At 38.9% G+C, this 23,167-nt stretch carries 21 protein-coding genes; 7 read left to right on the plus strand and 14 right to left on the minus strand.

What is annotated here, in order from left to right; genetic code table 11:
- Positions 1–13: 13 nt before the first annotated feature.
- Together JMN32_RS12560 and JMN32_RS12565 are read left to right on the plus strand one after the other, a co-directional pair.
- Complete coding sequence (locus JMN32_RS12560; RefSeq protein ID WP_202856674.1) at positions 14–1,768, plus strand: efflux RND transporter periplasmic adaptor subunit; 1,755 nt, start codon at positions 14–16, stop codon at positions 1,766–1,768.
- Positions 1,769–1,797: 29 nt separating this feature from the next.
- On the plus strand, positions 1,798–2,415 hold the full coding sequence (locus tag JMN32_RS12565; RefSeq protein WP_202856675.1) for a DUF3347 domain-containing protein: 618 nt from the start codon (positions 1,798–1,800) through the stop codon (positions 2,413–2,415).
- A gap of 155 nt (positions 2,416–2,570) precedes the next feature.
- On the opposite strand, the gene JMN32_RS12570 is transcribed toward JMN32_RS12565, so the two are convergent.
- The 7 genes from JMN32_RS12570 to JMN32_RS12600 form a co-directional block, all read right to left on the minus strand.
- The gene (locus JMN32_RS12570) at positions 2,571–3,158 is read right to left on the minus strand and encodes a phospholipid scramblase-related protein (RefSeq protein ID WP_202856676.1); all 588 of its coding nucleotides are present in this window, start codon (positions 3,156–3,158) and stop codon (positions 2,571–2,573) included.
- 171 nt (positions 3,159–3,329) lie between these two features.
- Positions 3,330–3,734 carry a DUF1987 domain-containing protein gene (locus JMN32_RS12575; RefSeq protein WP_202856677.1) on the minus strand — a complete coding sequence of 135 codons (405 nt, stop codon included), beginning with the start codon at positions 3,732–3,734 and terminating at the stop codon, positions 3,330–3,332.
- A gap of 3 nt (positions 3,735–3,737) precedes the next feature.
- Positions 3,738–4,298: a SiaB family protein kinase gene (locus tag JMN32_RS12580; RefSeq protein WP_202856678.1), complete on the minus strand. Its 561-nt coding sequence runs from the start codon at positions 4,296–4,298 to the stop codon at positions 3,738–3,740.
- Between the two features lie 40 nt (positions 4,299–4,338).
- Positions 4,339–6,909, minus strand: coding sequence for a SpoIIE family protein phosphatase (locus JMN32_RS12585; protein ID WP_202856679.1), 2,571 nt, complete (start codon positions 6,907–6,909; stop codon positions 4,339–4,341).
- 20 nt (positions 6,910–6,929) lie between these two features.
- On the minus strand, positions 6,930–9,005 hold the full coding sequence (locus tag JMN32_RS12590) for a TonB-dependent receptor plug domain-containing protein (RefSeq protein ID WP_202856680.1): 2,076 nt from the start codon (positions 9,003–9,005) through the stop codon (positions 6,930–6,932).
- 23 nt (positions 9,006–9,028) lie between these two features.
- Complete coding sequence (locus JMN32_RS12595) at positions 9,029–10,408, minus strand: fibronectin type III domain-containing protein (RefSeq protein WP_202856681.1); 1,380 nt, start codon at positions 10,406–10,408, stop codon at positions 9,029–9,031.
- 280 nt (positions 10,409–10,688) lie between these two features.
- Positions 10,689–11,144: a hypothetical protein gene (locus JMN32_RS12600; protein WP_202856682.1), complete on the minus strand. Its 456-nt coding sequence runs from the start codon at positions 11,142–11,144 to the stop codon at positions 10,689–10,691.
- Positions 11,145–11,451: 307 nt separating this feature from the next.
- Here JMN32_RS12600 and JMN32_RS12605 point away from each other — a divergent pair, with 307 nt between their 5' ends.
- A complete protein-coding gene (locus tag JMN32_RS12605; protein WP_202856683.1) occupies positions 11,452–11,733 on the plus strand; it encodes a hypothetical protein in 282 nt (93 codons plus the stop codon).
- A gap of 498 nt (positions 11,734–12,231) precedes the next feature.
- Positions 12,232–12,879 carry a cation transporter gene (locus JMN32_RS12610; RefSeq protein WP_202856684.1) on the plus strand — a complete coding sequence of 216 codons (648 nt, stop codon included), beginning with the start codon at positions 12,232–12,234 and terminating at the stop codon, positions 12,877–12,879.
- Between the two features lie 139 nt (positions 12,880–13,018).
- Here JMN32_RS12610 and JMN32_RS12615 read toward each other — a convergent pair whose 3' ends face one another.
- The 3 genes from JMN32_RS12615 to JMN32_RS12625 are packed head-to-tail and all read right to left on the minus strand — an operon-like array spanning position 13,019 to position 16,004.
- A complete protein-coding gene (locus JMN32_RS12615; RefSeq protein WP_202856685.1) occupies positions 13,019–13,255 on the minus strand; it encodes an acyl carrier protein in 237 nt (78 codons plus the stop codon).
- Positions 13,256–13,306: 51 nt separating this feature from the next.
- Positions 13,307–14,662: a sensor histidine kinase gene (locus tag JMN32_RS12620; RefSeq protein ID WP_202856686.1), complete on the minus strand. Its 1,356-nt coding sequence runs from the start codon at positions 14,660–14,662 to the stop codon at positions 13,307–13,309.
- Entirely contained in the window at positions 14,652–16,004 is a 1,353-nt protein-coding gene (locus tag JMN32_RS12625) for a sigma-54-dependent transcriptional regulator (RefSeq protein ID WP_202856897.1), read from the minus strand. The genes JMN32_RS12620 and JMN32_RS12625 overlap by 11 nt, the downstream gene beginning before the upstream one ends.
- 302 nt (positions 16,005–16,306) lie before the next feature.
- Between JMN32_RS12625 and JMN32_RS12630 the strand changes: the two genes are divergently transcribed.
- Positions 16,307–16,975 (plus strand): TapB family protein, encoded by a 669-nt coding sequence (locus JMN32_RS12630; protein WP_202856687.1) that lies wholly within the window; start codon positions 16,307–16,309, stop codon positions 16,973–16,975.
- Positions 16,976–17,130: 155 nt separating this feature from the next.
- Entirely contained in the window at positions 17,131–17,925 is a 795-nt protein-coding gene (locus JMN32_RS12635; RefSeq protein WP_202856688.1) for an SDR family oxidoreductase, read from the plus strand.
- A gap of 161 nt (positions 17,926–18,086) precedes the next feature.
- On the opposite strand, the gene JMN32_RS12640 is transcribed toward JMN32_RS12635, so the two are convergent.
- The 4 genes from JMN32_RS12640 to rsfS all read right to left on the minus strand — a co-directional run bounded on the left by JMN32_RS12640 (position 18,087) and on the right by rsfS (position 22,260).
- Positions 18,087–18,902 (minus strand): NHL repeat-containing protein, encoded by an 816-nt coding sequence (locus JMN32_RS12640; RefSeq protein ID WP_202856689.1) that lies wholly within the window; start codon positions 18,900–18,902, stop codon positions 18,087–18,089.
- Positions 18,880–19,659 carry a UDP-2,3-diacylglucosamine diphosphatase gene (locus JMN32_RS12645; protein ID WP_202856690.1) on the minus strand — a complete coding sequence of 260 codons (780 nt, stop codon included), beginning with the start codon at positions 19,657–19,659 and terminating at the stop codon, positions 18,880–18,882. The genes JMN32_RS12640 and JMN32_RS12645 overlap by 23 nt, the downstream gene beginning before the upstream one ends.
- Positions 19,660–19,761: 102 nt before the next feature.
- On the minus strand, positions 19,762–21,819 hold the full coding sequence (gene ftsH / locus JMN32_RS12650; protein ID WP_202856691.1) for an ATP-dependent zinc metalloprotease FtsH: 2,058 nt from the start codon (positions 21,817–21,819) through the stop codon (positions 19,762–19,764).
- A gap of 63 nt (positions 21,820–21,882) precedes the next feature.
- Entirely contained in the window at positions 21,883–22,260 is a 378-nt protein-coding gene (rsfS, locus tag JMN32_RS12655) for a ribosome silencing factor (protein ID WP_202856692.1), read from the minus strand.
- Between the two features lie 42 nt (positions 22,261–22,302).
- Here rsfS and JMN32_RS12660 point away from each other — a divergent pair, with 42 nt between their 5' ends.
- Positions 22,303–23,055, plus strand: coding sequence for a biotin--[acetyl-CoA-carboxylase] ligase (locus tag JMN32_RS12660; RefSeq protein ID WP_202856693.1), 753 nt, complete (start codon positions 22,303–22,305; stop codon positions 23,053–23,055).
- Positions 23,056–23,167 lie beyond the last annotated feature (112 nt).

Consider the following 23,167-nt stretch of genomic DNA (forward strand, 5'->3'; position numbering starts at 1 on the left):
ATGAAAAACTAAAATGAAAAAGATTCTAGAGAATAAGTGGGTGACAGCCTCATTAGCTTTGGCTATGGGGCTGTTTCTGGGGTATGTTTTTTGGCACAATGGTAGTGAAGGAGGCCGTGTTGAACACGGTATAGCTGACCATGCTGACGAAACCATTTGGACATGCTCCATGCACCCCCAGATCAGACAGCATGAGCCTGGGAAATGCCCAATTTGTGGTATGGACCTGATTCCATTACAATCTGGCGGGGATAATATTAACCCGATGGCTGTTTCTATGACCAGCACGGCGGTAAAGTTAGCCGGAATCCAAACCATAATGGTTGGAGGTGGTGAAGGTATTGTTGAAAAATCCTTACAATTAAATGGTACTGTAGTACCCGATGAACGGTTGGTGAAAACGCTTACTGCTCATGTTGCAGGAAGGATTGAGCAGCTTTTTGTAAATACCACCGGTGAGTTTGTGAAGCGGGGACAGAGGCTGGCCAGCATTTATTCTCCTGAACTTATTGCAGCCCAAAGAGAGTTACTGCAGACAGCGGATATTAAAGAGTCGCAACCAGCGCTTTATAAGGCCGCTTTTGAGAAGCTTAAAGCTTTTAAACTTTCTGAAAGTCAAATCAAAAATATAGTAGAATCTGGAGAGATTAGACAAACAGTAGATATTCTGGCAGACCAGTCAGGTGTGGTCTTCGAAAAGAAAGTAAATGTGGGTGATCACCTGAAAACAGGGGAGGCATTATACATTATTGCAGATCTCTCCAAGGTATGGGTTGAGTTTGATGCCTATGAGAGTGACCTTCCATGGATAGCTGTTGGAGATAAGGTAGCTTTTATTGTTGCCTCCTTACCAGGGCAAAAATTCGAAGGGAAAGTAGCTTTTATCGAGCCTATGGTTAACCGGCAAAGTCGTGTTGCACAGATTCGTGTGGAGATACCCAATCCGGATCAGAAGTTAAAACCGGAAATGTTTGCTACAGGTACCATTGTTGCTAAAGTGTCTGCTGAGGGTGGGCAGATCACACTGCCCAAGTCCGCCGTTATGTGGACCGGCGAGCGGTCGGTAGTTTATGTAAGGGAGAAAGACCGTGAAGCGCCTTCTTTTATGATTAGGGAGGTGGTACTTGGCCCCTCCTTGGGTAGTTCTTACCTAATTGAAGCTGGGTTAAATTCTGGGGACGATGTAGTGGTCAATGGCACTTTTACCGTTGATGCAGCAGCGCAGTTAGCAGGAAAACCCAGTATGATGAACCCTCAAGATGGGGTAGACGTGACGAGGCATGGTCATAAAGCTACTGAGAAACCTAAGCAGGTTCATGTATCAGATCAGTCCAAAAAACATATAGAAGGACTGATCACGAAATATTATAAACTTAAAGATGCTCTGGTCGCTTCGGATAAAGAAGAGGCTATAGCCTCAGCGGGTGCTTTTAAAAAACAATTAGGTCAGGTACCGATGGGAGCTTTTAAAGGCAAAGCACATGACAGTTGGATGAATTTAGAGAAACTTATGAAAAATGCTGTAGATAGCATACTTTCAGCTGGTAATATTGATCAGGCCCGTAAGTCGTTCATTTCCCTGTCGGAAGTTATGGTGGATGCGGCTCATACTTTCGGACCTTTTGATGAGGCTGTTTATGTGCAACATTGCCCAATGGCTAATAATGACCTTGGGGCGGATTGGTTGAGTGAAGTAAATGAGGTAAGAAATCCATACTATGGTGATATGATGCTTACGTGTGGAGAGGTGACTGAAACGATTGAATAATTTTAAACCCAAAACATATATAACAAACGATGAAAACTCGAATTTTTAATTTTTTAATTGTGGCTCTATTAATGTCTTTTGTAATGGCGTGTGGCAATAAGTCATCTGAATCTGAAGTGACAGAGGGGGAAGTTGCTCACGATCATGAAATGGAAGGGGAGAGCCATGATCATGAGGGAGGTGCTAAAAGTGAAGAAGTTGCTGATGTTATTATTACGGTCGAAGATTTTATGCATCTTTCAGAGAAGGTGGCCAAGAGTATTACGGAATCTTATTTGCAGCTTAAAGATGCACTGGTAGAAAGTGATGCTGATAAATCTAAAGAGGCTGCATCAAGTATATTAGCAGCTCTTGAAGGTACTGAAACCACCACTGCAGTGAAAGGCCTTAAGGAAGATGCTCAACATATAGTAGATACTGATGAATTGGAGCATATCAGAGAGCATTTTGATATGATGTCGCAAAATGTTTATGTTTTAGCAAAAGCTAAGAAAACGGGCGTTACTTTGTATAAGCAATTCTGCCCTATGGCATTTGATAATTCTGGAGCTTTCTGGTTGAGTTCAAGTGAGGAAATCAAAAACCCGTATTTTGGAGATAAGATGTTGAAGTGTGGAAAGGTTCAGGAGACAATAGCTGCAAACTAAGAGTTTAATTAATAAGTAGTTTCTTTCCTTAAACCCAAATTAAATTGAAAAGGCCATTTCGCATGAGAAATGGCTTTTTCAATAGGTTTGTCCTATCCTTAAATAAGTTGCATAAAGTTAGTTCATTTAAGGATGGAGCAGTTAAAATGAAGTTTCTACTCTTTTAATACCATATCTATGCACATTACAGCTGCCATGATCAGTATTCTTATCGGGTTGTCACCGGGGATCTTTTCATCAATTTTAAGGACATAATTGTCCGCACTAGTAAACAGTTCCTTGCCAAGTCCAGCCCATTTTTTGCTTACATGAGCCATTTCAATATCATCTTTTACAAATTTGAAATCCCAACTGGTCCACTTGCCCTTGAGCGTGCATAGATGGTTCTCTTTAGCATCTAGTACTTTAAATTTACCGCCAATTGAGAAAAACTGTTGTTTAAACTTTCCTATGAGTTTCTCATTCTCATCAAATACTTCAACAGTGGAGACAAAGAAGGAGACTCCACGCTTTACAGTAAGAACTTTATCACCTGTGGGAGTTTTGATTTCTACGTGAAATGGAGTCATTCTCTTATAATCCGTAAATCGTAGCAATTTTGTGAAAAATCCTAATTTTTCTTCTCTGCAATTCATTATAATCTGCTGAGTGTCCGGGTCGTATATATCATAATTGTTGGCTGCTTTAAACATACCAACGTGTTCTTTTACTAGGAATAAGTTTTGACTTAGGGTAGTGTTCATGTTATAAGTTAAGTTTTAAAATAGTGCGGTAAGTCGCATGAATTTTTAATATCCGCAAAAAATACTGGGTTTGCCTCTCCTTTTAATAGGGGTGAATCCAAATTATTGTCGCATTATCAACCCTACGCCAATTGACTAGCAGCGGGTAAACGTGGAGTTGATCTGTATGGTTTACATTTCTTCTTCCATTTCATATTCGATCATATTAATTTCCAGGCCGCTTTCCTCCATAAAGTCTTCACCTTCCATTAATACTTCCTCATCGTCAGGGTCAGGGTAATGCCAGTTTACAGTTACTCCTTTTCCTTCGTCCCCATGGCCTTTTAATACTCTTAACATTTCAAGAATAGCTCTTGAAGAACTGGTGTTGAAGTAAGTCAACTTTAGATCTAGTTGAAGGCTTTTGTTTCCTTCAGCGAAAAAATCAGAAAACCAAGCCGAGATCTTTTCATAAAACTCAAACGGCTCTTCGAGGTATGATTCACCTGTAATGCTACAAATACCTGTCTCGGCATTTAATTTTACATGCGGGGTGAAGTACGTGTCTCTACTTCCTTCAATAATTAAATTCTGCATATTTTATAAGGTTTGCTGTTTTAATACATTTACTGATATTGTGAAAAAGGAGTGCTCTTTGTCTACTTCTTTAATGTCAAGTTCCAAAGGCAGGTCTGATTTTAACGCAACTTGTATCAAGCCTATATTTCCCCCTTTGTGGTTGGCTTTTATTTCGCTGCTTCTGTACTCACGTTTCATGGCTCGCAGGCCCTCATGGTCCAGATTGTTTATTTCTTCACATTTTTCTACAATTTGTTTCAGTACATCATTTTTAACCAAATTCCCTGAAATCAAAATGTAAGATTCTTTTGTTTCATAAACTGCTATTGTACCAACACCCCATTTCAAGCCAGACTCTAACTGATTTTTTTCGGCAGAGTATAGGGAAATGTTTTGTGCAAGTTCCATAAAAACGGAAAAGAGCCTGTGCCCTATTTTGGGAGGATCAAAAATCTTTTTCCTGATTTTTGTGCCTATCTCAGATAAAATAATCTCATCAAATGGGCCCTTGTAGTAGACTATTATGTTCCGATTCATGCTACTATAGAAATCGACAAGGTTCTCGTATTTTTGATTTTCCATTTAATATTAATTTATAGCTAGTTTAAAAAATTTATTTGCGTCAAACCCTTATGGCTATAAGAGTGATATCATCCCTTTGCTCGGCATCTTTTTTATGATCAGCCAATGCATTTTCGAATTTTTGTTTTTGGGATTGAAGGTCTAGGTGATTTACTTCCTCAATAAGTGATTTGAATCTTTTCTTGTTAAACCGCTTTCTGTTAGGGTTGTTTTGATCGATATACCCATCTGTGGTTAGGTAAAGTGTTGCGCCTTTGGATAATTCCAATGTCTTATTTGTAAAGTTCCTTTGGGCTGTAGTGTTGGCTCCACCTATTGATTTTCTATCTCCATCGATCTCTAGTAGTTCTCCTTCATTCACAATGAATAGGGTATGCTTTGCACCCGCATAGGTTAATTTTACCTTTTCATTGCCATTAGGCTCGATTACACATATACCCAGGTCCATACCATCATGGTTTTGGGTTTCTGTCTGACTCAGTTTTCTCCTTATGCCCTCATGTAATTGGTTAAGAGCCTCGGCAGGGTTGGTTACCCCTTTTTGATCTATTATTTCATTTAGGGTTGTACTGCCTATTACAGACATAAGTGCTCCGGGTACTCCATGGCCAGTACAGTCAACAATGGAGACTATTTTTTTTCCATTAACTTCTTCCATTCTATAGAAATCACCGGAGACAATGTCCTTTGGCATATAAGTGATGAAGTTATCAGGGAATAGTTTACTCTTTATACTGCTGGATGGAAGTATAGAACTCTGTATGCGTTGAGCATATTGAATACTAAAGGTAATCTTTCTGTTTTGTACTTCCAGTTGCCCTTTTTGTTGTTCCAATACATCCTGAGTGGCCTGAAGTTCTTCCATGTTTTGTTGAAGCTCTTCGTTCTTCTCTGTGATTTCAAACTGCTGGGCCTTAAGCATTTTGTTGGCCTTTCGTTTTTGAACAAAGCTGAAAATAATTATTCCAAGAATCAGAGCAAATAAGCCAAACATCCAATAGGTATACTTGAGTTGTTCGCTTTGTAGTTTTTTGTCAGCTTCCAAAAGCTGTATAGCCTTTTTCTGTTTCTCATCTTCCAGTGCTTTTCTTTTCAATTCAAGGTTTTGAAGCTCCTTTTCTTTTTCCAGAGATATTAATTCTCTATTCTTTTTCTCAGTTTCAAGTTGCTGTTGTGCAAGAGCCAGAGCCTGCTCGGTTCGCTCTTTTTCCAACAACTGGTTTTTGTACTCAATTTCTCTGAGTTCCTGATCACGTTTGAGTAGAGCCAGCTCTTTTTCTTTAAGTTTTATTTCATTTTCCTTCCGCTCGTCTTCCACTGCTTGTCTTTCTTCTTCGGCAAGCAATGTTTTAATCTCTTCCTCATTTCTTTCTATTTCCAGCTGCTTTTTGAGCATTAGCTGCTCTCTTTCCTTCTCTTGATCTTTAAGCTTTTCATCGAGCTTTTTATGCAGTTCCAGATACTTTTTAGCTTTAGCAGTATTATTATCCATCGTATAGATCATATGGAGGATCTTGTAGCTTGTTAGTAAAACTTCTTCAGCCTGTAATGGCTCTGCTAGTTCGATTGCATCAGTAACAGATTTTAAAGCCTGGGAAATATTTCCGCTGATATAGTAATTACCTGCCAGGTAGTTTTTTGTGTTGGCTATTTCTATCTGGTTTTCTTCTTTTTCTCTGATCTTTAGAGCTATTTGATAGTTTTCTTTGGCTCTGGTGTATGACTTTAAGGTGGTGAAGGCTACCCCAACATTAATATGTAGCAGGGCTTTGTCACTTTCCTTAAGGTTTTCAGGTTGTTTGCTAACCAGCTCTGTTACCATATTAAAGTAGTCCAGTGATGTTTTTAAATCGCCGGTTCGTTTATGTATAAAACCTATGTTGTTATAAGCTGATGACAGCGCTACCAGATCATTTTCCTTTTTATAAACCTCTACTAACTTGGTATTGTATTTTAAGGCTGATCGATACTGGTTGTTTAACTCGCTTAGTAAAGAAAGTTCCTTGTACGTTTCTATAACTTTATCCTTGTTCCCTGTTCTCTCATACTCAGATAGCAACTTAGTCTCTGTCGACATGGCATGAGGATAGTCTTCCAACTGTTTATATGAGTAGGCAATATTTTCTAATAATACTATGCGCAGATGTGGTTTACTTTTGATTTCAAGAGCTTTCTTAAAAGCCTTTTCAAAGTAGCTTATGGCCTGGTTGTGGGCGTCCTGGTTTTGATATAAACTCCCGATATCAATAAGCGTATTGATATTCATTTGCGGGTTATTTAGTAGATCAAAAGCCTGAATAGCCACAAAATAGTATTTCAAAGCCTCATTGTATTCTTTTTTCTCAGTGTAGGCTTTTCCTAATACCTGACTGCTGTTTGCTTCCCCGGTAAGGTAAGATGCCTTTTTAGCGAGCTCATAGGCATTTCTGGCTGTTGAAATTGCCAGGTCAAAACTCTTCTGTTTAAGGAGACCTTGAGCTTCATTAAGTAATCGTGCTGATTTTACAGAATCTGTAGCCTCATTTTCCTGAGCCATGGCATTAAATTGTATCGTTACCGCCAGTAAAGAGGTAAGGCCGAGGAGTAAAGGATGAAATATTTTTATGTTCATTTTATGAAAATCTTGAGGTTTTAAAATTTGATTTTTGCTCCGATGAGATATATCCCAGGTATATCGTCGGCAAAAATGAACTCTTTGCTTTTAGAGCCGATGGGGTTCCGCACATTGATGAATAATGCGTTTTCCTGCCACACTTTGTATGAAACCTTTAGCGCAGGGAGCAGCTTGGCGGGTATTTTTCGAATTCCGTTCAAAGCGACCATTTCATGTTGGCCAAAGGCATAGAGGCTGACTGCAATATTTAGTTTGTCAAGCATGGTCCTGTAATTGGCGGTTATTCCTCCAAAGTATTTAGGGGAAAGGCCAGAGCCAGAGGCAGTAGTGTCATTGTCAAAGCGGGTGCTCTGGAACGTTGCAAACGTATGAACTTTGAGCTTTCCTGATATTTTTGCTGTAAGGTTTACTGTTATGCCATTCCTCTTCAATATTACCGATGAGTTAACGATTTGGCTGTTAATGGTATCGTTATTTACAGCAGCGATTATCGGTATTTGGCTATTAGAATTTTGAACGTGAAAATAATCAACTCCTAAGATGATCTTATCAGTAACATTTATCCGTGTACCAAGGCTGTAACTTTTAGATATAGCTACGTCAAGGTCATTGTTGATGATATTTCTTATAACTGAGCCATCCGCATTTGTTATTGTACTTTCGTTGAAAGCATTATTGGCAAATTCACCTTGGTTTCCCTTTGCGTAAGAAGCTCTTACCAGCACCTTTTTGATGGGTGTATACGCTGCTGCTGTCTGGTAACTTACTACGGACTGGTCATCGTAAAGGTCGTAGCTTATGCCTCCATCCAATGTCAATTTTTTCTCTAGAAATGATGCATTAGTTTTAAGAAATCCCCCATAGTATGTCAGGTCTTTTTTTCCATTAATGATGTTAGGGTAGGCATTGTCATCCGAAGTTTGTTTTGAGTCATCAAACATTGAAGACTGATACCTTAAACCGGGGGTTAATGTAAGCCCCTTCATTGAATGGTTATAAAATACCCTGGTGTTGATTTTGTCTACTTCAAAACTGTATCCGGGATAACCCACGGCGAGATTTTGATCAGCAGTGATATAAGACGCCTGAAAGTGCAGGTTGCTCCATCGGGTATTTAAATTGAGAAACTGTGAAGACGATGAACGTCTTGTGAAGGTCAGTTCTTCAAAACTATAATGTACACTTTGTGCTTCTGAGTCCTGAGAGGAGATAGATACATTGATGTCTGTGTTGTCATTGGGAGAATACTGAACAAAGGCATTTATACCCATATCCTGTCTGGCGAGAGTACCATAGAGGTTGGTTTCTTCTACATTAGATTGGAAGAAGAGTAAAGAGTCGGCTGGAATGTACCTGTTCTCGCTGGCCACATAGTATTCATCCTGAAATCTCCTGGTGTCGATATATTTTCCCGACAACCTAACCAGTACTTTGTCATTAATGCCGAAACCTATCGCAGCATTGTTGACCAATGTGTGTGGTGTACCACCCTGAATGTTAGCAGTTACACTGAGGCTGTTGCTCTCCGGTTTTCTAGTGATAATATTAATAAAGCCATTGGCTGCATCACGTCCGAATAGCACAGAGGAAGGTCCTGCCACTATTTCAATTTTTTCGACATCACCTAATGTTATTGGTAGAGTTTCCCAAAAAATGCCTCCTGTAAAGTGATCATTTACAGGCATGTTGTCAATCATTACCAACGCCATGCTGCTTTTGTACTGAAAAAGACCTGTTTGTCCTGGAATATTATCTGTGCCTAATAGGTGTACTTCATACAGGCCATTAGTTTTTTGCCTGACAAGTAAGCCCGGAGCCAGCCGTAAAGCTTCAGGTATGGTGAGAGTACCTGCGTTTTCAATTTCCTCACGGGTAATTACGTATGCCTGATAGGGTGTACGGTTTATATCTTCCTTATTGCCAGTGGCAGAAGAAATATGGACTGTGGCATCTCCTTCAAACTCCAGGTTAAGTATATCCTGATCTACAGTGAATCTATAAATATCATCGGTCGGTGTCTTTACATCTTCGTCTTGAGCAAAAGCAGACCCTGTTAATAGCACCAGTATTAAGGTGAAATATTTGATTTTCATGATAAGAGAAAGTTTTGCTTTATTTAAAAATTGCACCCGGTGAATTCGTATTGAAGTCCATAATACCCCCTTCTTTGATAGGCAACATCTCTTTCATTTATGTCGTAGATAAATACCTCTTCTTCAAAAAAACTAGGGTCACTAGGGATGAAGTTTCCTTTAGCGTAAACCGGGTTGCTAATACCATGGTATGGCCTGTGGGAAAATCCGCTGAAGTCATCAGTAATGAACTGTCGAATTCCGAATGGAATTAGCACTTTTGGGTTGAAATTAATATCGTACTTGAATTCACCTGTTTGTTGCCCGTCTGAATTTAACACTCTTGTAACATTGCCATCCTCGTCTAATTCGTAATCCTCGTAAATAAGGACATTTCCAATAGGGACATCATACTTGCGGAATCCTGTGAGCTGACTGTTGCTGTTATAGATGAATTCACTGACCTCGGAGGATGAATAAAGTGGTTTGAATGTTTCCATGGAGACTAGAACACCATCGGAATAGTTTAACTTATGCTCGGCAGTTAGAATGTTGGCATAGTAATACTTTACGCTATCCAAACGGTTATTGGCATCATAGTGTATGTCCCACCTTTCTAGGGCAGGAGAGCCTGTAAATGCATAGTTGATGGTGCTAATTTGTCCGTCGCCGTTATAAGCGAAAGCAACTTCATAACCTGAAGGTTGTAAAATCCGGGAGAGTTTACAGTCTTTGGTAATATAAGGATCAACCCTGACCACGTTAGAGTATGCCGAGGTTTTATTCAGGCGCTTGGTCAATACCCTATAGTAATACGTTAGTCTGTAATCCAAATCTTCGACTAAAATGGAGTTTGTTATAACCTCCTTACGGTTGTAGGTGCTCAGTATATTCGTAAAGCCGGAGTCTGAGGCTACTTCTATCAGGTAGCTGGCAGCTTCATCTACTGTATCCCAATTGGCTACAAACTCAAATACTTTTTGGTCAGAAGCATTCAGAGCAACGGGAGCAGGTAACAAGCCTGTTTCAACTGAAATTATATTCGAGTTACCAGAGATGGTATTACCCTTCTTAGCCCTGACCCGGTAATAGTAAGTTTCTTCCACAGATAGGCCGTTGACAATAACGGATGTGCTATGTATTTCCAGGGACTGGAATCCGCTAACGAAGCTTGCGAAGTCGGAGTCAGGAGAGACATCTATATAATAAATATCACTGCCTAATACAGGCTCCCAAGATGCTGTGAAATTAGCAGAAGTGATATCTGTTGCTTCAAGGGCAATTGGGGTTGGTTGGATAAAATTGGTTTCTTGAAGTTCACAGCCAGCTGAAAAAGCTAATAAAACACTGATAAGCAGTGCGTAAACCTTTCGGTTTAAATAGAATAGTGCCATTTTACTATAGTATGTAGTTTTACTGTTCAAACTGAACGTTTTACAAAAAATGGGGCGATACAGAGCGACTCATTGACTCTTGGCGGGAGCTCCTCGCAATAGGAGTGCCAACTCGTTAAATGGTCGTAATGAAGTGATTTAAATGGGAAGGTAAGAAAAAAAATCCAATTCTGGGACAATTGGATTCAATTTGGTATCAATAAACACTGGGTGGTTTTATGTAATATATGTGTGCTGTTTGAGCTTTTCTACTCTTATTGCTGATACTAGTCATATTTAGTACATGAAACTGCTCTTAAAATTAGTGAGTCTAGTGCAGGTCTTCCGCACTTTCATACTCAAGCCCTGGACCATCGCATATTTGCCAGGTTCCTATAAGTCTGTTTTTGTTGTCTACCCTAAGTAATTCTTTGGTGGCTGAAGTACAGCTTGCAACAAGATCGCTCTGGACTTTGTGAGTGAGTTCCAGGTACTCTCCATCTGAAAGGTTAACATACTGGTATGTCCCGGTAGCTTTTTGTGTTTGATTATCCTGTATACGGGTTTTTAAGAAGGTTCCATCCGGTTTTAGGGAAATAGTTTCCTGCCAGGCCATATCGTTTCCAGTTGTTTCGGAGCCTTTAAGGCTTCCTGACATTTGAACGAGTCTCCACTCTTTTATTTTTTGTTCGGCTTCTGAGTTTGGTTTTTCGGAATCCATATTATTATCTGTTGAACAGGAAAACAAACTTCCAATTGAAATAAGAAATAACAAAATTAGTTTCATAATTAATTAAGTTTAGCATAATGGTTTCTATTCTATAAGACCCGATAAATCTCTTCAAGGTTGTAAAACTGGAAATGCTTATGAGACTGTAAAGCCACAGGAAAATAGTGGTGCTTACATCTCTTAATAGTACTTCTGCTAGTATAACACGTTAGTCTATAGACATGTTGCAAAGAGGGGAAGGGCATTTTTATAAAAACTGTCCTTTTGTTTTTTGTTGATTTTCAGTAAATTACATATGCAGGCCCTCTGCAGGTTTTCTTGAAAAAAGTGAATCAATAGAGCAAAGTCATCAAATTCAGCTGACATGGTATCGTTTGAGCACTTAAATGGCATTCTCAATAAAATTACTCCTGCCGGAGGTAATGAGACTTTCAAAATCGAATGTATTTATTCTGACGGCATGGGGTATACAATATTAATGATTTATTTCTTTAATATTCCTGACTTGACAATTTTTGGCAGAATTGCATTTGAACAAGAAAGTGGAAGGGTCCAAAAATGCATATTTAGAAATCACTGTTTTGGAAGGTGTGATAATATTATTGATGCGCTTCTGGATGTTTATAATTATCAGCGTTCGGTATAAACTATTTGCTTTCTTACTCAGATAACACCTCAAGAGAATTTACAGTTGATGGGGTTTCCAATGAAACGGAGTTTTATGACATTTAGACCCACTTTTCTCACTGCGGAGGTTGTTTTTATGGTTATGGCGGTATTTATATCAATGGATATTACATTTGTAGTTAGACTGACTTGTTGGTTTATATTAGGGGATAATTTTTTTAGTTTCTTTCGGTATTTTTTCAAAACCATCAGTATATATTAAGGTATGATGCTTTATCCTCCAGGATTAAAAGTGCAGTCAAGGTGCGCAGGATACTTATTTCTCCAAATTCTAATACTTGCAACAGCGAAGATGACATTAAGTCTCGTCCGTTTATCGTTTTTAATATACCATAGGGGGGGGTAAGTGTTGTAGAGGATATATGCAGGTTGGTGATCTGGTAGCTGTTCGGTAATACTTGAGTATTCCTGAATGTACTGAGAGATACCGAAATTGAGGGCAGAATACAGAAGGTATATGAGTAGCAACAAAACTAATAAAAGACTTCTTGATTGGGCTTTTAAATTAAGCCTTGTTACGATATTCTATAATCTCATAGAAGGTGGCCTGTCCACATTTTACGGAGCGGAAGATGAAACACTGGCCCTGTTTGGTTTTGGTGTAGATAGTTTTGTGGAGGTGATTTCAGGTCTTGGTATTGTTCATATGGTATGGAGAATGAAAAGTCACTCGATAGAAAGTAGGGATAAATTCGAAAGAGCAGCATTGAAAATTACCGGCAGCGCCTTCTATTTGTTGGTTTTAGGATTAATTGTTGGGGCGGTGATAAACATTTATGTCGGTGCTAAACCTCACACCACAAAAGTCGGCGCTATCATTGCTCTTTTTTCTATTGCCACTATGTATTTCTTATATAAGGCAAAAATCAAAGTTGGAGAGAAATTGAATTCTGCCCCTATCATTTCCGATGCTCATTGTACCAAAACATGCTTCTACCTATCTTTTATTCTCTTGGGGTCTGCTTTAATCTATGAAATTTTCAGGGTACCTTATGTTGATGCATTAGGTAGTCTTGGTATAGCTTGGTATGCACTTAAGGAAGGTAAAGAAGCTTTTGAAAAAGCAAGAACTAATGCCTTGGGGTGCACTGACTGTTGCTCGTGATACCAAGTTAGTTTCTGATGACTTATTTCGAAGCATCAGTAGTTTCGGTAAGGCTCAACAATGCTGAAGTAACACTGCCATTTGATTATAAAATAAAATACCGGCATGAAACCTGCCGGAATAGTGGCAAAACCTCTGTTTAAGCCTTCATTTTATTGTCAATGTAATTTACAGCTTGATTGATGGTCTGAAGCTTTTCTGCATCCTCGTCAGGGATACGGATATCAAAAGTCTGTTCGAATTCCATCACCAATTCAGCATAATCCAGAGAATCTATACCCAGATCTTTTACGAAGTTGGCATCCGGAGTTACTTCTGTTTCAGCTATTCCTAACTTGTCTACTAATATTTTTGTGATGGTTTCGCTTATATTCATCTCCTGTTTGTTAAGTAATAATTCGTAAATCTAGGAAATATTGTGGTTTTTCTAAAACCTTAAAAAGAACTCCGTTCCCTCATCCATTTTAGATTTTACGCCAAGCATTCCCTGATGCTGTCGCATGATCTGTCGAGATAGGCTGAGACCAATGCCAGAGCCATTTTTTTTAGTTGTAAAAAAGGGTATGAAAATCTTTTCAAGAGCCTCATCATCAATGCCATTACCGTTGTCTTTTACACTAATTACAGGTCGGCTTTTTTCATCAAAGTATGCATTGAGTTCAACCAGTCGGTTGGTCTGTTCATCAAAGGCTTGAGTAGCATTTTTGATAAGGTTGATCAACACTTGCTCTATTAGTTCTTTATCTGCATTGATGGTCATATTAGCAGGGTCTACCCTTATATTGGCATTTACTTTATTGTCTTCTATTTCCCGTTTATGTAGCATGAGCATTTCCTTAAGAAGCTCCTTTACGTTTATCTCAGCAATTTTTGGTTTGGGAATATGTGTAAGGTTCCTGAAATCTTGAACAAACCTGATTAAGCCCTGGCTACGTTTTTTGATGGTTTGAATAGCCAGGTGGAGGTCTGCAATTTCTTCATTGGAAATTTGATTGATCTCCTGGTCATTGTTGAGTTGCTCATTCAGTTCATCTTCTACCGTATTGGCGAGGGAAGAGATAGGGGTGACGGAATTCATGATTTCATGAGTAAGTACCCGGACCAGGTTTTGCCAGGCTTCCATCTCTTTTTCTTCCAGTTCATTTTGTATGTTTTGAACTGATACCAGTTTGAATTCTTCACCACGAAGCGTGAGCTCTATTGCATAAATAGCCAACTGTACAATGTCTCCACCAATTTCTAACCGTATGAGGTCTCTCCCTCCGGTTTTTAGTCTTAAGAAAATGTCTACCAGGTTTTCACTTACGGATGATAAGTCTTTGATATTGTCAATGTTGTTAACCCTTAAGAGCTTTTTGGCGGCAGTATTTATGATTTGTACTTTACCTGTACGGTTAAAGGTGATCAGACCTATTCCCACATGCTGAACAATGTTTTTTAGATATTGAAAATCAGCTTCTTTTTCTTTCCTTACCTCACGCAGGTCTTTCAGTGCTTTGTTAAGTTCGTTGTTGAGCCTGTTAGTATCCTCATTTTTAAAGTCAGTCCTATAGTTATGTGAGATGTCATCATGTCGAATGGAATCCAGAAAACTGATTAGCTCCTCATTATTTCTTTCAAGAGATTTGATCAGAGAAATAATCTGCAAACCTAATAGCACAAACAACACCAGTTCTGTAACAAAGTAGCCATCATTGAAGATCAGCCACGACAGCAGGAAAATGGTCACCGTGAGTGTTCCTACTCTAAACAAAATGGCTTTTCTGGTATTACTAAAGTCCATGTTTTTCAAGCCTTCTGTAGAGAGAGGCCCTGGTTAAGCCAAGTTCTTTGGCTGCTTTTGAAATATTACCGTTATGAATATTGATAGCTCTTTCTATAACCGATTTTTCAACCTCGTCTAGATTCAGGTTATCAGTTTTGAGGTCCTGGGAAGAAGATTTGTTATGCGTAAGGAAAAAGAAATCCTCTGGCTCAAGCTCAGTATTATCGCTCATGATAATAGCCCGCTCTAAAGCATGCTGAAGTTCACGGATATTTCCTGGCCAGTCGTATCTCTGCAGTTTATAGATTGTGTCTTCATTTACAGAGCGGATCTCTTTCCTGTATTTCTTAGAATATATCTCTACAAAATGATCAACCAGCAGAGGAATATCTTCAATCCTGTCGCGCAGAGGAGGGAGTTTTATTTCAACGGTATTGATCCTGTATAACAGATCCTGCCTGAAAGTACTTTCAGCTACCATTTCCTGCACAGGCATATTGGTAGCACAAATAAGCCTGATATCTATGGGTATAGGGGTGTTGGTACCCAGCCTGGTTACTTGTCGGTTTTGTAGCACTGTAAGCAGTTTAGACTGTAGGGGCATGCTTAGGTTCCCTATTTCATCAAGAAATAGTGTTCCTCCATTAGCAATTTCAAACCGGCCTGGCCTATCTTCTTTAGCGTCAGTATAAGAGCCTTTTTTATGTCCGAATAGTTCACTCTCAAAGAGTGATTCTGTAATGGCCCCCATATCAACAGCAATAAAACTGTTCTCTTTTCTGAGAGAGCGTTGATGAATGGCTCTGGCTACCAGCTCCTTACCAGTTCCGTTTTCACCTAGGATCAGTACATTAGCATCTGTTCTGGCAACTTTGTCAATCAGGTTAAACACTTCCCTTAGTGCATCACTATGACCAATGATATCTTTAAAAGGTTGGTTAATATCTTCCTCTAACTGTTTTTTAGCTTTCTTTAGTTTGTCAACCTCTTTGTATGACTTGTTAAGCTTAATGGCTGTGGATATAGTAGCTAGAAGTTTTTCATTTTGCCATGGCTTCAACACAAAGTCTGTGGCCCCCTCTTTCAATGCCCTGACTGCCATTTCTACATCCCCAAAGGCAGTGATCATGATGACTACTGCTGATGGGTCTTTTTCAAGAATCTGGCTAAGCCAATGAAAGCCTTCTTTGCCACTTGTGATATCTTTGCTAAAGTTCATGTCTAGCAGAATTACATCATAAGTGTCATTATTTAGAAGGAAGGGGATCTTCTTGGGGTTCTTTTCAATAATTACCTGATGAGCGTGTTTTTTTAATAGCAGTTTTGCAGCTAATAGCACATCCTCATCATCATCTATCATCAAAATCTTACCAATTTCTTTATCCACGCAGTGTCTTGTTTAAGTTAACCAATTCTTTAGATAAAAATAGTGCCAAAGTGAATACAGCAAGCAATGGGCCTTTTGCTAAATTAATATGTTCTTATTTGTACAAAACTGACCGAATATGAACACAAATTACTGAAAATTAATTCATTTTACATCATTGGTAATCTTTAATGTCTTATATAAATTTATTCCAGTCTAAATATAAAAATAAAAACAGCGTAAATTAAAACATGTTGAAGGTCAATGACCTCGTCTAACTACTTAACCCCATAAACATGAAAAGAGTATTTTTAATATTATTTGTTATAGCTCTAGGTTCAGGAAAAGGATGGACTCAGTGCAATCCGTTCTACAATCTTAAAGAAGGTTCTAAATGGGAACTGACATCATATAATACCAAAGATAAAGCAACAGGCCGACAGGTCAATGAATTGAAATCCTTAGATGAAAGCCCTACTGGTTGGACCGCTATGGTATATTTTCAAAGCTTTGACAAAAAGGACGAGCTTGTGTATGAAAAGGAGGTGGAGCTTGTGTGTGAGAACGGCATAATTAAAATGGATATGGAACGATTTATTCCTGAAGAATCATTGCAGGCTTTTCGGGGTATGAATATGACCGTGGAGGTGGACAACCTTGAGTGGCCTGCTGACCTTTCTGAAGGAAAGGCTCTTGATGATGGAGCTATCGTTATTAGTGCAGATTTTTTCAATATGAAAGTCGACGTAACAAATAGGAAAGTTGAAGGCAAAGAAAAAATAACTACTCCGGCTGGGACTTTTGATGCTTTTAAGGTGTCATATGATGTGAAAATGAAAATGATGATGAACAGAGAGAGCAAAGCCGTTGACTATATTGCTGAAGATGTGGGTATTGTGCGCTCAGAGTCATATAACGGCAAGGGTAAGCTGATTGGGTACACACTACTCACTATGTACGAATAAAAAAGATTATTCTTAGCGATCTTTTTTATTCAATATTTGTTATATTAGTGTTGTTGTTATTGGATGAATTAAGAATTTATCCTATTTATTTTGAGTTTTTGACCTTGGAAGTGCTCTTGACCGGAGCACTTCTTTTTTTGCTTAATTTTATCATAATGGCTTCAACTACCGTGCTGATTACCGGCGCATCGAAAGGTATTGGTCTCACTATTGCCAAGCATCTTGCACAGAATAAGGGGTACAAAGTTTATGGAACTTCCCGGAATCCAGATCAGCAATTGGCAGTTAACAACGGCTTTACTATGTTGGCGCTGGACCTTAACGACCCTACCAGCATTGAGAGTTTGGCTAACCAGTTTCCCGAAGGTGTCGATATTTTGATCAACAATGCCGGTCAGTCTCAATTAGGGGCTTTTGAAGACATTCCTCATGAGAACTTCCAAAATCTCTTTGAGACAAACTTTTTTGGGGCACTCAAGCTAACTAGAGCACTTTTGCCAGGAATGAGAAAACGAGGTGAAGGACTTATCATCAACACCAGTTCTTTGATAGCTTCATTTCCATTACCTTTTTATACCAGCTATACGACATCTAAAGCCGCTTTATCTGCCTTCAGCTTTAGTCTTAATATGGAATTAAAGCCATTTGGGATCAATGTGGTAGTGGTTGAACCTAATGACCTGAAAACAACGATTGAACCTGAATTATTTTTAAAGGAAGGTAGCGCCTATACGGAAAAAGTTACTAAAATGAGGGAAAAGGTCCGTACTAACATGAGCAAATCTCAGGATGCTGGGATTGTTATCAATGTTATAGATAAGATCATTGGATCAAAAAATCCCAAGCCCAAATATGTTGTAGGAGGAAATTCAAACATGTTGATTTTTGTAAAGAGGTTCATATCCTCAGCCATGCAGTTGAAACTTACCATGGGTTCATATAAAGATTAGTCAGTTAAAGTTGCTTCATTACATAACACGACCATGTTAAATAAAAAACTTCCCTCGTACTTTGCGGAGCATCATATAGGGAAGTTTTTTGAATCAATCAGAACTTGAAAGCAATATCCGAATTTAAAGTATCTGGCGAATCCCCCAAATAGGGGTATTTTTCAATTTTCTTTTATTGAATAGGTGTTCAGTGCCTTTTCTGAGATCAGAGCTAGTTTGTTGTTGTCATATAGGAAGGCAAACAGCGCATCTTGTGGTAAGGATAGAGTAGATCTTTTGTCAGAATAGATATTCACTTTTATCAGCACGTCGTTCCCAGAGATGTAATACAACTCATCTCCTGTAAAGCTGAAATGGTTAACCCCTTTGACCTGTATTTTTTTTAGGTAGTTACCCAGGTTATCAAATACCAGTATCCCGCTATTTTTATCGCTTATGAAAACCAGATTTTGATACTCTCGGATAAATGTTATTTCGTATTTATCAGGGTTAAGGATAAGGTCAAATGGGGTATTGATTGTATAGTCTCCAAAGTTGATGTCGTATTTTTTTAGGCCAAAGTTTATATAATCTACTATCCAGAGATTGTTGTCGTTGCTTAGGGTCATCATGCCGCTAAAGCGGGAAAGCTCCGGAGCCTGGTATCTCTGTGATGCTGAAAGAAACCTGTCCAGAAACAGGTATTCCTGGAAGTCCGCGTAAAAAATAAATATTTTTAGGGGATTCCATGCCTCAATAAGGGTGATGTTGCCGGTTTGTTGTGGTGAAAAAATCTGTACAAGATGGGTGTTCTTGTACTGGCTCAGATTACCTCTTTTATCAGCAATGTAGATTTGGTTGAGCCTGTCTATGGAGGCGCTTACAGGGGCATTGATAAGTATAGAGTCAATAAGTTGCAATTGCTGTCCATAGACCAATGGAGGGCATATAAATAGAATGATAAAAAAAAACAGCCTAGAGACTATCTTCTTTCTCAAATGTATGGAGCTCAAATTTTTCGCCATCATAAGTGCCGTAAGTCTGAAAATTGACCCACTCACCCAGATTGAAGTAGCGGCTATGTTCACCAACTTCTAGGTTAAGGGGCAGATGTCTGTGACCAAAAATATAATAATCGTGGTGCTCTTTTTGTTCCACTTGCTTACAATATTGCCAAAGGAATTCCTTATCACCCATAAAACGGTCATCTTCGCCACTGCTACTGATTCGGCTTTTCCTGGACCAAAAGTTGGCTATACCTATGCCGGCATTGGGATGTATTCTTGCAAACAGCCATTGGCATAATTTGCTACTAAATACCTTTTTGAGGATTTTGTAGGTGTGATCTCCCGGGCCAAGACCATCTCCATGTCCAATCAACAGTTTTTTGCCATCCACCACCAACTGCTGAGGCTTTCGGTAAATAGGAATATTCAATTCTTCAGTAAAGTAACTGAACATCCACATATCATGATTTCCGGTAAAGAAAATTACAGGTATGCCAGCATCTGTTAGTTCTGCCAGCTTACCCTGTAACCTGATAAAACCCTTGGGAATAGCATGTTTGTATTCAAACCAAAAATCAAAAATATCTCCAAGCAGATAAATTGAATGAGCGTCTTTTTTTACTTGGTCCAGCCAGCTGACAATCCTCTTTTCTCTTTCCAGGCTTTTGTTTTTGGTGGGTACACCCAGATGGAAATCAGAAGCGAAGTATATTTTCTTTCCACTTAGGGTATCTATGGTCTGCGGCATATCTTTTTATAAGAGCGCTAAAATAAAAAGAGGTTGCTTCAAAAGCCAATCATAGTATGATTTTGACCTTTAAAACAGCCTCTTTACAAACATGGTTATTTTTTATATATCCTTTTTAGTAGTGTCTACATCAAGAGGTTTTGTTGAGTCCTCAGGAGCTGAAGCACCACCCATGCTTGAAGGTTTATGACCTTCTTCCTCTTCTTTCTTATCCTGACCATTGGTAAAGGCTTCATAGCTGGTAGGCTGTGAGAATGGCCTCTTACCGATCAGCCTTTCAAGGTCAGACTGGAATATGATCTCTTTTTCAAGAAGCTCTTTGGCTACTATTTCCAGTTCATCTTTTCTATGTAGAAGTAAGTCTTTTGTTCTTTGGAAGGCATCCTCGATAACTTTTCTTGCCTCCATGTCAATAGTTTCTGCTGTAGCTTCTGAATATGGTTTGGTGAAGCTGTATTCAGACTGTTTTGAGTCATAAAAAGAAACATGACCTACTTTATCATTCATACCGTATACAGATACTATGCTATATGCCATTTTAGTAACCCTTTCAAGGTCACTCAGGGCACCGGTGGATATTTTGTTGAAGATGATCTCTTCAGCAGCCCTACCCCCCAGAGCCATACACATGGCATCTATTAACTGTTCAGTTTGATATAGAAATTGTTCTTTAGGCAGGTATTGAGCATATCCTAATGCGGCAACACCTCTTGGTACAATGCTGACCTTAACCAATGGATCTGCATGTTCCAGAAACCATCCTGCTACGGCATGCCCAGCCTCATGGTAGGCAACAATTTTCTTTTCTTCGGGAGAAATGATCTTATTTTTCTTTTCAAGCCCTCCAATGACCCTGTCGATAGCATCATGGAAATCCTGCATTTCAACAGCTAGTTTATCCTTTCTGGCAGCGATCAATGCTGCTTCGTTACAAACATTGGCTATTTCAGCACCTGCAAAGCCAGGAGTTTGAGCTGCCAGTTTTTTTGGATCTACGTTTTTGCCTAGTTTCAAAGGTTTCAGGTGTACTTTGAATATGGCTTCACGGCCAACAATATCTGGCTTATCTATACTGATCTGACGATCAAACCTACCTGGCCTCATTAATGCAGAGTCAAGTACGTCAGGTCGGTTAGTAGCAGCAAGTATAATCACGCCGCTATCCGTTGAGAAACCATCCATCTCAACTAAAAGAGAGTTCAAAGTGTTTTCTCTTTCATCATTAGAGCCTGGCATTTGTCCTTTACCCCTTGAACGACCAATAGCATCGATCTCATCTATAAATACGATACAGGGTGCTTTTTCTTTAGCTTGTTTAAAAAGGTCTCTAACTCTGGCAGCACCAACACCCACAAACATCTCAACAAAGTCAGAACCAGAAAGGGTAAAGAAAGGTACAGCGGCTTCACCTGCAACAGCTTTTGCCAATAAGGTTTTACCAGTTCCCGGAGGGCCAACAAGCAGTGCACCTTTAGGAATCTTACCTCCTAACTTAGTGAATTTGCTTGGAGTCTTAAGGAATTCAACGATCTCCCTTACTTCTTCTTTAGCTTCATCAAGACCTGCAACATTATCAAAAGTAACTTTTACTTTATTTTCGGCATCAAACAATGCTGCTCTTGATTTACCAATATTAAATATTTGTCCACCAGGGCCTCCGCCACCGGTCATTCTACGCATCAGGAACCAGAACCCAAAAAGGATAAATATGAAGAATCCCCATTGGAAAATGTAGTTGGTAATGTCAGACTTGTCATCTACTTCATAGTCGACCTGTTGATCAGACGGTAGTTTTTCGTTCAGTTCCTGGTATTGTGAAATGAAACTGTCAACTGAGCCAATATTTAACTTGTAATGAGGTCCCGAGCTTACGCCAAAAGGACTGCTGGTTTCCAGTTCGTTTCTGTATTTTGCATTATCTAAAGCCTCGGGCTTTAGTGTGATTTCTACATATTTCTGGTTTCTTATGAGCACCACTCTCTGCACATCGTTACTAACCATCATACTCTCAAACCTATTCATGGTGATAGGTACCAGTGTGCTCGACTGGTTGAATATCATAATACCAAATATAACAGCTATCAGGATCACGATGACCCATACCTGATAATTTGGTTTTTGGGGTTTGTTAGGAATTATATTTTTTTTCTTATCTGGCATATCTGTTTAAAAAAATTGCACTACATCAACTGTGTAACGTTATCTATCTATTTAAGTTTCTCTTTAAATCCCATCATCAATGGTTTCTATTTTTGCATCACCCCAAAGGTTCTCCAGCGCATAAAACTCTCGTTTATCCCTCTTGAAGATGTGGGCGACCACATCTACATAATCCAGTAACATCCATTCTTTGTTGTTTTTGCCTTCCTGGTGCCATGGATCCTGATGGAGTTCTTTTGAAACTAATTCATCAACGGAGTCTGCAATTGCATCCAACTGGGTGTCAGAGTTTCCTGAGCAAACCACAAAAAAATCTGCAATTGCATTTTTAACCTCACGTAAATCCATTATTACAATATCGGAAGCTTTTTTCTCCTGCATACCTCTCACCACCGCGTGACTCAATTTTTCGGAAGGAGCTAAATCTTTATTTACATTCATTAATTATCTTTGAAATATACTAAACAAAACTAACAAAAATACTTGTATAAAATTCCTGCCAAAACATTATTTCTGGGCAAAAAGGTCATTTTTCTGCCAACTTGTCACTCTACTAATGATGAAGCTGCTCATCTGCTTGAAAAACATCCGGTTATGGAAGGGACAATTGTGATCACTAACAACCAAACCGCTGGAAAGGGACAACGTGGAAATGCATGGCTAACCGAGCCTGGCAAAAATCTTACTTTCACTTTAGTACTAAAGCCAAATTTCTTATCAATAGTTCAGCAATTTAACCTCAACATTGTTATATCACTGGGAATTGTTGATTACTTAAACAGTATTAGAAAGGGATTTCAGGTGAAATGGCCAAATGACATCTATTATAAGGAGCAAAAGATATGTGGCGTTCTTATTCAAAACGTGTTAAAAAGCAATAGGATTGAATACACCATTGTGGGGATTGGTTTGAATGTGAATCAACTAAAATTTCCTGAAGAAAAGGCTGTGTCACTAGCTCAGGTAACAGGTGAAATTTATGACCTTCAAATGGCTTTAAATTCACTATGTGAATACCTGGAAAAGCAGTACATGCAGTTGAAAAGAGGTGAGCTGGATGCCCTGAGAAATGAATACCTCAATAATATGTATCGCTTTGGAGAGGATCATTTATATAAAGATAAGGAAGTTTTTCAGGGTAGGATTACAGGTATCTCAGAGCATGGATTGTTGGAGATAGAAACGTACAAAGGGCTGAGAAAATACAATTTCAAAGAAGTGGAATTTCTTTCCTGATGCAGAGTTCCTTTAGGGTGCCGTGTACTAGTACATTTTAACCTTTTATAAAATAGCTGGATACTTCCCCATGCTAAAGTTTGTATAACGTAATTCATATCGGCATCTTTAA

Source organism: Fulvivirga marina (assembly GCF_016775155.1).
In the GTDB taxonomy this organism is placed as follows: domain Bacteria; phylum Bacteroidota; class Bacteroidia; order Cytophagales; family Cyclobacteriaceae; genus Fulvivirga; species Fulvivirga marina.